Annotated in this window: 11 protein-coding genes; 4 read left to right on the forward strand and 7 right to left on the reverse strand. The window is 71.3% G+C overall.

The window, feature by feature from the left end; translation table 11 throughout:
- Nucleotides 1–5 precede the first annotated feature (5 nt).
- Nucleotides 6–434 (forward strand): ATP-binding protein, encoded by a 429-nt coding sequence (locus AB0L37_RS27100; RefSeq protein ID WP_365510895.1) that lies wholly within the window; start codon nt 6–8, stop codon nt 432–434.
- Nucleotides 435–645: 211 nt separating this feature from the next.
- Nucleotides 646–3297 (forward strand): SpoIIE family protein phosphatase, encoded by a 2652-nt coding sequence (locus tag AB0L37_RS27105; RefSeq protein ID WP_365510619.1) that lies wholly within the window; start codon nt 646–648, stop codon nt 3295–3297.
- Nucleotides 3298–3432: 135 nt separating this feature from the next.
- Here AB0L37_RS27105 and AB0L37_RS27110 read toward each other — a convergent pair whose 3' ends face one another.
- The 4 genes from AB0L37_RS27110 to AB0L37_RS27125 are packed head-to-tail and all read right to left on the reverse strand — an operon-like array spanning nt 3433 to nt 7819.
- On the reverse strand, nt 3433–4644 hold the full coding sequence (locus AB0L37_RS27110; protein WP_365510622.1) for a family 1 glycosylhydrolase: 1212 nt from the start codon (nt 4642–4644) through the stop codon (nt 3433–3435).
- 45 nt (nt 4645–4689) lie between these two features.
- Nucleotides 4690–5550, reverse strand: a complete 861-nt coding sequence (locus AB0L37_RS27115) for a carbohydrate ABC transporter permease (RefSeq protein WP_365510624.1) — start codon at nt 5548–5550, stop codon at nt 4690–4692.
- Nucleotides 5547–6521 (reverse strand): sugar ABC transporter permease, encoded by a 975-nt coding sequence (locus tag AB0L37_RS27120; protein ID WP_365510627.1) that lies wholly within the window; start codon nt 6519–6521, stop codon nt 5547–5549. The genes AB0L37_RS27115 and AB0L37_RS27120 overlap by 4 nt, the downstream gene beginning before the upstream one ends.
- A 50-nt stretch (nt 6522–6571) precedes the next feature.
- Nucleotides 6572–7819: a sugar ABC transporter substrate-binding protein gene (locus tag AB0L37_RS27125; protein WP_365510630.1), complete on the reverse strand. Its 1248-nt coding sequence runs from the start codon at nt 7817–7819 to the stop codon at nt 6572–6574.
- 227 nt (nt 7820–8046) lie between these two features.
- Between AB0L37_RS27125 and AB0L37_RS27130 the strand changes: the two genes are divergently transcribed.
- Entirely contained in the window at nt 8047–9039 is a 993-nt protein-coding gene (locus AB0L37_RS27130) for an acetylxylan esterase (RefSeq protein ID WP_365510632.1), read from the forward strand.
- Between the two features lie 154 nt (nt 9040–9193).
- Nucleotides 9194–9532 carry a hypothetical protein gene (locus AB0L37_RS27135; RefSeq protein ID WP_365510635.1) on the forward strand — a complete coding sequence of 113 codons (339 nt, stop codon included), beginning with the start codon at nt 9194–9196 and terminating at the stop codon, nt 9530–9532.
- A 46-nt stretch (nt 9533–9578) separates the two neighbouring features.
- On the opposite strand, the gene AB0L37_RS27140 is transcribed toward AB0L37_RS27135, so the two are convergent.
- The 3 genes from AB0L37_RS27140 to AB0L37_RS27150 all read right to left on the reverse strand — a co-directional run bounded on the left by AB0L37_RS27140 (nt 9579) and on the right by AB0L37_RS27150 (nt 12681).
- Nucleotides 9579–10337, reverse strand: coding sequence for a GNAT family N-acetyltransferase (locus AB0L37_RS27140; RefSeq protein WP_365510898.1), 759 nt, complete (start codon nt 10335–10337; stop codon nt 9579–9581).
- A 192-nt stretch (nt 10338–10529) separates the two neighbouring features.
- Nucleotides 10530–11627 (reverse strand): LacI family DNA-binding transcriptional regulator, encoded by a 1098-nt coding sequence (locus AB0L37_RS27145; protein WP_365510638.1) that lies wholly within the window; start codon nt 11625–11627, stop codon nt 10530–10532.
- A 136-nt stretch (nt 11628–11763) separates the two neighbouring features.
- Nucleotides 11764–12681, reverse strand: coding sequence for a hypothetical protein (locus tag AB0L37_RS27150; protein WP_365510641.1), 918 nt, complete (start codon nt 12679–12681; stop codon nt 11764–11766).
- Nucleotides 12682–12712 lie beyond the last annotated feature (31 nt).

Raw genomic sequence — 12712 nt, forward strand, 5'->3', positions numbered from 1 at the left:
GGGAAGTGATCGGAGTGCTCCACACCGAAGGCGACAGCGCCGAGTGGGCCTTCCCCGCCGACCCGACGGCCGTCCGCAGAGCCCGCGCCGCCGTCCGCGCGCAACTGGCGAGCTGGTGCCTGGACGAACTCGCCGATGTGACGGCGCTGCTGGTCAGCGAGCTGGTCACCAATTCCCTGCGGCACGCGTCGGGCCCCATCGGCGTCCGCCTCGTACGCCGCACGGGCCCGCGCGCCGCCCTCCTCGTCGAGGTCTCCGACCCGCTGCCCGACCCGCCCCGCGCCCGCGCCGCCGGCGCCGACGACGAAGGCGGCCGTGGCCTGCAACTGGTCGCGCTCACCTCCCGCCGCTGGGGCACCCGGCCCGCCCCGCGCGACGGGACGGGCGGGGCGGGCGGGAAAACGGTGTGGTTCGAGCTGGCGCTGCCTGGTTAGGAGACGGGGGAGCGGAACGGAGAAAGTGGAGGCGGTGTGTGGACGCACCCGCACTCTGGGTACGGAAACAGTCGGTCCCGACGGGCCAAAAAGCGTCGGGAGCGTGGTGTGATCGTGAACACCGTGTTGCGCGGCTCCGTAGTGCTGGATACTGCGGGCAGCCGCCCCGGTGACCGGTGCCGGACGCGGTGAGCTGGAGGGGACGGTTCGCGTGAGCGAGATACCAGCGAAGGCCAGTTCGTCCGAGGGTTCCTCGGGCGCGGAGCCGGCGCCACAGGCGGGCCGGGCACCCGACGACGGGAACAGGTCGCCTTCCGCCCCTGACGAGCGGCCGGAACAGGCCGATGTGTGGCAGTCGAGCCCGCCCGGCTCGATCTACGACTACATCAAGGTCGCCTCCTTCTCCCTCGGGCCCGACGGGCTGATCGACCAGTGGAGCCGGCGGGCCGCGCAGCTCTTCGGTGTCGAGCCCGCGGCGGCCGTCGGCAAGGACCCGATCGAGGCGTTCGTCCCCGCGGACCTGCGCGACGAGGGCCACCGCAAGATGGCCGAGATCCTGGACGGGCGCGAGTGGACGGGCGTCGTCCCGTTCCGGATGCCGCCCGCCGGCGAAGGCGATGAGCCGCAGGCCGGCTTCGCCGAGGTCTATGTCATGCCGACGACCACCGAGTCCGGCGAGCGTGCCGCGCTCTGCATCGTCGTGGACGTACAGACGCTCCGGCACATCGAGACCGACCTCGCCGCCTCGCAGGCGATTTTCGGTCAATCCCCTTTCGGTTTCCTGCTGTTCGACCTGGATCTCAAGGTCCAGCGGACCAACCGCACGTTCACCGCGGTCTTCGGCGGGCAGGTCGACGACCACCGCGGCCGCACCGTCCACGACTACCTGCCGCGCCACGAGGCAGACCGGGTGCAGGGCGCGCTGCGCCGGGTCATGGAGAGCGGCGAGGCCGTCACCGACATGCAGCTCGTCGGCCCGGCGCCCGACTCGGCCGAGCGGCGCCACTGGTCCATCAACCTCTATCGCGTGCACAGCGGTTCGGGCCGGCCGATCGGCATCGCGGGGCTCGCCACCGACGTCACCCGCCGGCACGCCGCCGCCCGCGAGGCCGCGCACGCCCGCCGCAACCTGGCACTCCTGAACGACGCGGGCGCCCGGATCGGCAACTCGCTCGACCTGGAGACCACCGCCCGCGAACTCCTCGACGTCGTCGTCCCCGGCTTCTGCGACCTCGCCTCCGTCGACCTGTACCAAGGGCTGCTCACGGGCGACGAGACCGCGCTCACCCGGCACAGCCTCGCCGACGGCAGCGCCGAACTGCGCCGGGTCGCCGCCGCGAGCGCCGTCGCGGACGTCCCCTTCCTGGGGCTCGGCGGCGAGGTCCCGGTCAGCGTCGGCGCCGTGCACCGCTTCACCTTCAACTCGGCCTGCGCGGACGCCCTGCGCACCGCGCGGCCGCAGCTGCTCCCCGCCGAACCGGGCGGCCTCGTCCAGTCCACCCTCGCGGTGCCGATGGTCGCGCACGACACCGTCGTCGGCCTCGTGCAGTTCTCCCGTACGAAGGGCAGCGAGCCCTTCAACGACCGGGACAGGTCCCTCGCGGTGGAGCTCGCCGCGCGCGCCGCGGTCTGTATCGACAACGCCCGCCTGTACCGCCGCGAGCACGAGCGCGCGCTGATACTGCAACGGTCGCTGCTCCCGCCCGACAACCCCGAGGCGTCCGGCCTCGACATCGCCTGCCGCTACCTGCCGGGCAACGCGGCGACCGAGGTCGGCGGCGACTGGTTCGACGTCATCGAACTCCCGGGCCACAGAACCGCGCTGGTCGTCGGCGACGTCATGGGGCGCGGCCTGCGCGCCGCCGTCGCCATGGGCGAACTGCGCACCGCCGTCCGTACCTTGGCGCTCCTCGACCTCGAACCGGCCGAGGTGCTCAGCGCGTTGGACGAGATCGCGCGCGGGCTCGGTGCGCCCGGCGGTGTCCAGCAGGCCACGCGCACGGCCCGTACCGCGAACTCGTTCGGCGGCGAGGACCTCTCCGAGGTCTACCTCGCCACGTGTGTCTACGCGGTCTACGACGCCGTCACCCGGCGCTGCACCTTCGCCAACGCGGGCCACCTGCCGCCGGTCCTCGTCGAGCCCGGCGAGGGCGCGCTCATGCTCGACGTGCCGCCCGGCATGCCGCTCGGCGTCGGCGGCGAACCCTTCGAGGAGGTCGAGGTCGAACTCCCGGAGAACGCGCTGCTCGCCCTCTACACCGACGGCCTGGTCGAGTCCCGCGACCACCCGCTGGACGAGGGCCTCTCCGCGTTCCGCGCCGCGCTCGACGACCCGGCGCCCGCCCTCGAGGACGTCTGCGACCACGTCCTGAACGCCCTCGACACCCGGCACGGCGAGGACGACATCGCCCTCCTGATGGCCCGCGTCCAGGGCCTGCCGACCGAGAACGTCGGCGACTGGACGCTGCCGCGCGAGCCGAAGTCCGTGGGCCGGGCCCGTGAGTACACGCGGGCCCAGCTGACCGGCTGGGACCTCGAAGCCCTCGTCGACACCACGGAGTTGCTCGTCAGCGAGCTCGTCACGAACGCCCTGCGCTACGGAGAGGGCGACATCCGGCTGCGCCTGTTGCTCGACCGCACGCTGGTGTGCGAGGTGTGGGACGCGGGCCTGGTCCAGCCGCGCCGCCGCCGCGCCCGCGACACCGACGAGGGCGGCCGCGGCCTCCAGCTCGTCGGCCTGCTCAGCGCTTCATGGGGATCGCGCCGCACCCCGCGCGGCAAGACGGTCTGGTTCGAACTCCCGCTGCCAGACGGCGAGTCGGGCCTCGTGGATCCCACGGAGGCGCTGCTCAGCCTCTTCTAGAACGGTGTACGAAGGTGCCGCGACCGGGGCGCCCCCACAGCGCGCCGGGCCGCGGCACCGGTCTGGATGAGCCGTCCGGGACCGCGGGGGTCAGGGTGCCGCGGTCCCGGACGTGTCTCGGTGCGTGTGCCGGCGTCAGACGCGCGGCAGCACGCGCTCGCGGCCCAGGCCGCCGAGCCAGTGGGCGGCCGGCTTGGGCATGCGCACGAAGGTCTCGCGGTCCCAGCCGATCAGCCCGAAGGTCGCCTTGTAGGTGCCCCACTCGTAGTTGTCGAGGGCGCTCCAGGCGAGGTAGCCGCGGACGTCGATGCCGTCCTCGATGCAGGCGGCGACGGCGTCGAGCGCGCCCGCGTAGTAGTCGATACGACGGTCCTCGTCATCGGTGGCGATCCCGTTCTCGGTGACGATCAACGGGACGCCGGGGCCCACGAGTTCGGCGGTGTGGCGCACCGCGTGCCCGACGGCCTGCGGGTAGTACTCCCACTGCGTCAGCGTGCGCTCGGCGTCCGCGGGCGCCGGGACCGGACCGTCGGAGCCGATCTTCGTGCGGGTGTAGGACTGCACGCCGATCCAGTCGTCGCCGCGCGACGCCTCGATGAAGATGTCCTCGCGGGGGTGGCGGTAGGCGGCGGTGACGTCCTCGGCGCCCGGTTCGGCCTGGTAGACCTGGTTGGCGATCGTCCAGCCCACCTGGATGTCGGAGTTGATCGAGCGGACGACCTTGACGGCGGCGTGGTGGCACGCGATCACCGCGTGCGTCGTCTCCTCGTCGGGGAACGGCAGCCCCGCGGGCGGGAAGCCCTGGTCGCCGCGCTTGGCGAGACCGGCCATCACGGCGATCATGTTCGGCTCGTTGAGGGTGCACACATGGCTGACGCCGTCGGCGATGATCGGCGCGCACTCCTCCACGTACCGCGCGAAGAGCTCGACCGCGCCGTCGGCCGTGAAGCCGCCCAGGTCCTCGAACCACTGCGGGATCGTGAAGTGGTGCAGCGTCACCATCGGCCGCAGACCGCGGGCGAGCGCGCCCTCGACCATCCGCCGGTAGTGGGCTATTTCGGCGCGCGAGAAGTGGCCGCGGGCGGGCTCGATGCGGGCCCACTCGACGCTGAACCGGTAGTCGGTGAAGCCGAGTTCGGCGAGCAGGTCCATGTCCTGCTCCCAGCGGTGGTAGCTGTCGCAGGCGTCCAGGCTCGGCTCCTGGATCTTCGCCGCCGGGTCGTGTTCCTTGCGCCACCAGTCGCTGTTGACGTTGTTGCCCTCGATCTGGTGGGCGGCGGTCGAGGCACCCCAGAGGAAGCCGTCGGGGAAGGGGGTTGCGGCCGTGCGGGCAGGGCTGAGCGTCATGGTGGTGAGGCCTGTCTTTCTGCGTACGTGTGTGGGGGAGCGGGGCTACTTCATGCCGGCGGTGGCGATGCCCTGGGTGAAGTGCCGCTGGAGGACGGCGAAGACGACCAGTACGGGCAGGACGACGAGCAGTGAGCCCGCCATCAGCATTCCGTTGCCGCCGCCCACCGTGCGGTTGGGGTCGTTGGCGAAGGTCGCGAGGGCCACCGGGAGTGTGTACTTGTCGGGGTCGTTGGTCGCGATGAGCGGCCAGATGAAGTTGTTCCACGACCCGAGGAACGTGAAGATCGTCAGCGTCGCGAGGGCGGGCTTGACCAGCGGAAGCACGATCCGCCAGAAGATGTACCACTCGCCGGCGCCGTCCATCCGGGCCGCTTCGAGCAGCTCGTCGGGGATGGACTGCATGAACTGCCGCATCAGGAAGACACCGAACGCGCCGGCCGCGAAGGGCAGCACGAGACCCGCGTAGGTGTCGAGCAGGTTCAGCTGGTTGATGAGGACGAACAGCGGCAGGACCATCAGGTTCGCCGGGACCATCAGCGCGGCGAGCACGATGCCGAAGACCTTCGAGCGGCCGGTGAAGTTCAGCTTCGCGAGGGCGTAGCCGAGCATCGAGCAGAACAGCAGGTTGCACACGGTCACGAGCACGGCGACGATCACCGAGTTCATGAAGTAGCGCGGCATGTCGAGCTGGTCGAGCAGATCGCTGAAGTTCTTCAGCGTCCACTCGCTCGGGATCCACACCGGCGGGCTCGCCGTGAGGTCCTTCTTGGTCTTGAAGGCGCTGAGCGCCATCCACAGGAAGGGCGTGGCCATGACCAGGAGGCCGAGACAGGCCACGAGGTACAGGACGGGCTTGCTGAACCGGCCGCCCTGGCGGCGGCGGGCGGGGGCGTGCGCGCTCACTTGGTGTTGTCCTTCATCAGTCGCAGCTGCAGCACCGTGATGCCCATGATCACGACGAACAGGACGTACGCCATGGCGCTCGCGTAGCCCATGTTGAAGAAGCTGAAGCCCTGCTTGTACATGTCGAGCGACACGGTCAGCGTGGCGTCGGACGGGCCGCCCTGCGTCATCACGAACGGCTCCTCGAAGACGTTGAGATAGCCGATCGTGGTGATGACGGTGGCGTAGAGCAGCGTGGGCCGCAGCAGCGGGATGGTGATCCGCCGCAGCTCCTGCCAGGCGTTCGCCCCGTCGAGCCGGGCCGCCTCGCGGACCTCGGCCGGGATGGCCTGGAGACCGGCGATCATCAGGACCATCACCGTGCCGAGGTTGCGCCACACCGCCATCAGGATCAGCGACGGCATCGCCCAGGTCTCGGAGCCGAGGAAGTCCGGTGCGGTGAAGCCGAGTTCGTCACCGAGCCCGGCGATCAGTCCGTCGGAGGGGTCGAGCACGAACCGCCACACGATCGCCACCGCGACGATCGTCGTGACCACCGGCGCGTAGAAGCCCACGCGGAAGAAGGTCCGCGCCCGGTCGATGCCGTTGTTGAGCAGCACCGCCACGAGCAGGCCGAGCCCGATGGTCAGCGGCACCCCGACGACCACGAAGTACCCGGTGTTGAACAGCGCCGTCAGGAACTGGTCGTCGCCGAACAGCTTGGTGTAGTTGTCCAGGCCGACGAAGTTCGCCTCCATCGGGCGCCGGACGTTGCGCTGCCCGAAGTCGGTGAAGCTCATGACGAGCGTCGCGACGATCGGGAAGAGCATGAAGACGCCGAACAGGGCCAGGAACGGGGTGGAGAACAGCCAGCCGGCCAGGTTCTGCTTCCCCATCGAGCGCTTTCCGCGCCGTCCCTTGCCGGTGCCGGGCTCGCCGGCCGGGACCTTCACGGGCCCCGACCGCGCGGGGGTGGGTGTCGTGGTGGACATGAACGGACCTTCGCTGTGGGGGAGTTACGCCACGAGGGCGGCGGGCGTCACTACTTCTGGACGAGGCTCTCGATCGCGGACTGGGCCTCGTCGAGCGCGGCCTTCGGCGAGGCCTTGCCCTGCGCGGCCTTCTCGATCGCGGCGTCGATCTTCGAGGTGATCTCGGACCACTTGGGCTGGGCCGGCGAGACCTTCGCCGACTCCATCTGCTTCTTCCAGACCTTCATGTTCGGGTCCGTGGCGAGCTCACCGGACGTCCAGGCGTCCATGTTCGCCGGGAGGTCCTTGGTGCGCTGGTACCAGTCGGCCTGGCCCTTGGCGTCCGTGAGGTAGGTGACGAACTTCTTCGCCGCGGCCTTGTGCTCGCTGTCCGCGGAGACCGCCAGGGACGAGCCGCCCGCCATGGAGGCGGAGGTCTTGTCGGCGGGCACGTTGGCGATGGCCCACTTGCCCTTCAGGTCGGGGTAGTTGTCGTCGAGCAGACCCATGTGCCAGGGGCCGCCGAAGAACATCGGCACGGAGCCGTTGTTGAAGTCCTTGGTCACGTCGTAGCCGGGGCGCACCGACTTCGCGGCGATGCCCTTCTTGAAGTAACCGGTGTAGTTCTCCAGGGCCTTGACGGCGGCCGGGCTGTTGGCGACGGCCTTGCCGTCCTGGGTGACGATCTCGCCGCCGGCCGAGTACAGGAACTGGTAGAAGCTCTGCACCGAGTCGAGGCCGTTGGGCTGGATCGACAGGCCGTACTTCGTGCCGGCCTTCTTCTGGAACTGCTCCGCGTCCTGCCGCAGCTCGGTCATCGTGGCCGGGGCCTTCTCGATGCCGGCCTTTTTTGCGAGGTCGGTCCGGTAGTACAGGACGCGCGTGTCGACGTACCACGGCACGCCGTAGGCCTTGCCGTCGTACTCGCCCTGCTGCCAGCCGGCCGGGAAGAAGTCCTTCTCCTGGAAGGCCTTGGTGTCGACCGGCTCCAGGGCGCCCATGTCCGCGAACTCGGTGAGGTAGCTGCCGCCCATCTGCATCACGTCGGGCAGCTTGTTGGCGGCCGCCGCGGCGACGAGCTTCTGGTGCGCGACGTCCCAGCCGATCGGGGTCACCTTCACCGTGATGTTCGCGTTGGCCTTCTCGTAGGCCTTGGCGACGTCGGCGAGCTTCTCGCCCTCGGTGCCCATGGCCCACACGGTCAGCGTCTGCTTCGCGTCGGCCGCGACCGAGTCGCCGCCGGAGCCGCCGCAGGCGGTGAGGGTCAGTGCGGACGCCAGGCTTACGGCGATCGCGGCGGTGGTGGCGCGGCGGTTCATGGACGGCTCCTCCTTGAGCGGACCGAGAATGTATGCGCTGTCTGTAAGCGCATACATCACTCTGTGGCAGGTCCCTCCGATGTGGCAAGAGGGGTCTTGGTCACACTCCCGTAACGGGAGGGATGACGCGCGTAAGTCGAGAGTAAAAGAGACATTCCGTTTTCAGCCGGGCCACCTAGGAAGAATTGGCCTGTACCGGGTGTGATCTCTGACCTAAGGTCGCGGCCATGACAGCTCTGACACACGATTTCCCGTTCGATCCGACGTACGGCTACACACTCGACACCCTGCTCGCCGTCCCCGGCCCCGGCGGCGCCCCGGACGACTTCGACGCGTTCTGGCGGGGCCGGTACGAGGCCGCGCGCGCCGTGGAGACCCGGCCCGAGCTCGGGCCGCTCGTCGAGGAGCGCGACGGCGTACGGATCTTCGAGGTGTCCTACGCGTCCGTGGGCGGCGTCCGCCTCGGCGGGTGGCTGGCGCTGCCGGTCGAGGGGCGCGCGGAGCACGGCTTCGTCATCGGGCACGGGTACGGCGGCCGCGATCAGGCGGGCCCCGACGTGCCGCTGCCGCTGCCCCGGTCGGCGGCGATCCTGCCCTGTGTGCGGGGAATGGTGGAGCGGGGCCTCGTCGACGGGGTGCCGTCCGTCTCCGCCGAGCACGTGCTGCACGGGATCGAGTCGCGCGAGACGTATGTCATCGGGGAGTGCGTCGCCGACCTGTGGTGCGCGGCGAGCGCCCTGCTCGAACTCGTCCCGGAACTGGGGGAGTCGGTGGCGTCCGGCGAAGGGCTCGGTTATCTGGGTGAGAGCTTCGGGGGCGGGCTCGGGGCGCTGGCGCTGCCGTGGGACGAGCGGTTCGCGGCCGGGGAGCTGACGGTGCCCACCTTCGGCAACCATCCGCTGCGGCTGACCCTGGACTGCATCGGCAGCGGCGCCGCCGTCCGCGCCTACCGCGAGACGCACCCCGAAGTGGTCGACGTACTGCGGTACTTCGACGCGGCGACGGCGGCGACACGGATCACGAAGCCGGTCCTGGTCGCGGCCGCGCTGTTCGACCCGTCGGTGCCGCCGCCGGGGCAGTTCGCCGTGCACAACTCGCTGGCCGGGGGCGGGGAGTTGACGGTCCTTGAGGCCGGGCACTTCGATTTCCCGGGCAAGGACGCGGCGCTGGCCGAACTGGCCGCGGCCAAGGGGGAGTTCTTCGGCCGGGTGCTCAAGTAGGCGACAGGCGGCTGATTCCGCCGGGCGGGGATGTCACAGGCGGGACCGCTGTCTCGTCTCGGGGGCGGAACCCGTCGTCCGGGTCCGTGGGTCGGCGGGGTCCGAGGGGGCGCTCCGGCCCGCCCGCCTCGCAGAAAGCACGGTCATCACGGTCATGGAGACTCTCCGCTACGTCTTCCTCGTCGTCCACCTCTTCGGGTTCGCCGCGATCATGGGCGGCCTGTTCTACCAGCTGAGAGGGAAGGACCCGGTGACCGGCGGCTACATGGTCACCAGCACGGTCGTGCAGCTGGTCACCGGGGCCGGGCTCATCTGGACCCGCACGTCCCTCGACCTGCCGGTGGACGACGCCAAGATGGGCGTGAAGCTGGGCCTGGACGTCCTGATCGCGGCGGTGGCGCTGGCGGGCATGCGCACCAAGCAGGCGTGGGCCTTCTACGGCGTCGGGGTGCTCACGGCGGCGACGGTCGTCGTGGCCGTCGCCTGGACGTAGGGCCTGTCCGGCGCGGTCCCGGGCGCCCTGGAAGCCGTACGGGTGCTCACAGCGCGTACTCCGTGAAGTGCCCGCACCCCGTGAAGCCGAGCCGCCGGTAGACCGGTTCGCCCTCCTCCGAGGCCTGGAGCACCGCGATGCCGCGCCCCAGGGAACGGGCCGTGCGCAGGGCCGCCAGCGTCATCGCGCCGCCGTAGCCGCGGCGGCGGTGGGCGGCGAGGGTGCAGATGTTGTAGACGCCGGCCACGCCCGCGTGGTCGAAGATCTCGGCCGAGCAGACCGGGCGGCCCGCCACGTACCCGACCAGGCAGTGGGACGGGCTGCCCGCGGCCAGGAGCTGCGGGGCGGCATCGGCGTAGAAGCGGCGGACGGTCGCGGCCGGCGGGTTCCAGTTGGCGGCGAGGACGTCGGCGTAGTCGGCGAGTGCGGCCGGGGTCGTCACCGGGCGGATGTCGAGGTCCGGTGCGGCCGGTGCGGGGAGGCCGCCGTCGAGGCGGGCCCACAGGGCGCTCTCCCGTTCGGAGGCGGTGAGCCCGGCGGCGGTGAGCCGGGAGCCGAGGTCCGCCGGTTCGCCGGCGGGCCCCACCCACCAGGAGAACGGGCGGCCCGTGCCGCGCACCTCACGCACCGTCTCGGCGATGCGCCGGTCGGCGTCGGCGGCCTCGAAGCGGGCCGCGGCGACGATGTTGAACGTGTCGTCCGGCAGACCGCTGTCGGCCACCAGCAGATCGTCGCCGTCCACGACCCGTGCACCGGCCAGGGCGCGGTGCAGGTGGCAGGCGTGCTCGGCGAGGTTGCGCTCCATGGCGGCCAGGAGGGCGGTGTCGGTATCGACGGCGGTATCGGTATCGGTATCGATGGCGGTGTCGGTATCGACGGCGGTGTCGGTATCGACGGCGGTGTCGGTGGGGAGAGGGCGCTCGGGCATACGGCCATCCTGCGTGCGCACCGGAGCCGGGCGCACCCGGATTACGCCCTCACGCCCGCGCACACCCGCTCACGGCCGAGTGGCGCCCCGCCCGCAGCCGCAGCTCTCCCGGCGGGCCACCGACACCGGCAGCATCATCGACACGGGGTCCTTGTCCTGCTGCCCGGTGAGGCGGCGCACAAGGAGCTCCACCGCCTCCTCGCCCATCCGCCGCATCGGCTGGCGGACGGTGGTCAGCGCGGGCCGCACCAGACGGCTCAGGGCGATGCCGTCGAAGCCGGTGACGGCGATGTCGTCGGGGACGCGTACGCCCCGGCGCTCCAGGGTGTGCAGAGCGCCGACGGCCATCTGGTCGTTGGCGAACAGCAGGGCCTCGGGGCGCTCGCCCGGCCGGTCGAGGAGGGTGCCGGCGGCGCGGGCGCCCTCGGCCTGCGTCATCATGCCGACCCGCAGATCGGGCTCGTCGCGCACCGGTACGCCCGCCGCGCGGCACGCCTCGACGTAGCCGCGGAAGCGCGCCTCCACGTCCGGCGACTCCTCCGCGGAGCCGACGTAGGCGAGCCGGCGCAGCCCGTGCTCCTCGATCAGGTGCCGGGTCAGCTCGCGCTGGCCGTCCGCGTTCGCGACCTCGATGTGGTCCAGGTGGTCGAGGTCGTCGGACTCGCGCGGCCCCGCCAGCATCACGACCGGCTGCCGCCGCGAGATGACCTCCAGCTCCTCGGTCGGCACGGTCCTCGCAAGCACGGCGAACCCGTCGACCCGGCCCGCGACCTTCGCCACGAGACTCTCCGGGCCGCCCTTCAGCGACGCGGCGATCAGCAGCGCGTACCCGTGGCGGCGCGCGGCGCGCTCCATGCCGCGGATGATCTGGTCGGAGTAGAGCATCGCGGCGTCGTCGTCGGCCTCGTCCCCGGCGCCGGTCTCCGCCTCGGACTCGGCGTCCGGGTCGGAGTAGTCGGGGAAGCACAGGCCGAGGACCCCGGTGGACCGGCTGGCCAGACCGCGGGCGTTCCCGCTCGGTACGTATCCGAGCTCGCGGGCCGCCGCGAGGACCCGCTCCCGGGTCTGGGCGCGGACCGAGTCCGGGTTGCGGTAGACGCGGGACACGGTGGCGATGGAGACGCCGGACCGCTCGGCGACGTCGTACACCGTGGGGGCTGTGCTCACCGGGTGGGACCCCCATGGGCTTCGTGGGACGGCGGGTGACAGTGGATGAAAGCGCATTCACCCTAGGTCGGGGTGGCCCGTCCGAGCAAGAGCGGACCTGCTCAAGGACGCGGAGCCGGACAGGAGCCGGACGGGATCACGGCCGGAGCAGCGCCATGGGCAGTTCGCCCGTGCGGTCCTGGTCGGTCGGGCGCATCCCCGGCTTCGTGCTGTTCTTCCAGATGATCGAGACGACGGGGGTGTCACCGTCGCCGACGTTCACCTTCGCCCCCGTGAACCGCTCGCCGGGGGCCGTCTTCGCGCGCAGTTCGGCCGCGACCTTCTCGGCGGCGTCCTCGGACGTGGTGCGGGCGCACAGCTTCTCCGTCGGGTGCGCGGCGTCGTCCGCGTGGCCGCCGATGCCGAGGAGCGTGATGCCCTGCTTGCGGTAGCCGGGGTTCTTCCCGTAGAGCGAGGCTTCGTAGACGTCGTCGCCGAGGCAGGAGACGACCGCCTTGTACGCCGGGTCGTCCGTCACGGAGCGGTCCGGCGGGTCGAGCGGCAGCTTCACGCCGTCGACGTACTGCGAGGTCCGCGCGTCCGCGGAGACCTCGATGTCGGCCTGGCCCTTCTTGCGCAGCCGTACCGCGCCGTCGTCGCCCTCGGTGGCCGTGTAGCCGCGCTTCCTCATGGCCTTGCGGACGGCGTCCACGTCGAAGGTGCCGGTCAGCCGCTGGCTGTAGCCGTTGCTCAGCAGGACCGACGCGGTGACGTCCTTCGCCTCGAAGCCGTAGGACCGCGGCCGGGCCGTGTGGGCGCCCTGCATGAACTCGATGATCCCGTAGCCGTCGAGCCCCCGGTACAGCGACTTGTCGGCCGCGACCAGACGCCGGGCGGCGCTCACGTCGCGGTACGTGATGGCCTGCTCGGCCTGCGACGCGGGGACGCCCGACAGGGCCGCCGTCAGCCCGGTCCCCTCGCCGTCGCCCGAGTCGTCCGCACCGCACGACACCAGCCCCGCCGCCCCCAGCGCTCCGACGAGCACCGTCACCACGCACTTCCTGGTCATCCGCATGGCGGCCAGTCTCGCAGCCGCCGATCACGGT

It is taken from the genome of Streptomyces sp. NPDC052225, assembly GCF_040679615.1.
GTDB lineage: Bacteria > Actinomycetota > Actinomycetes > Streptomycetales > Streptomycetaceae > Streptomyces.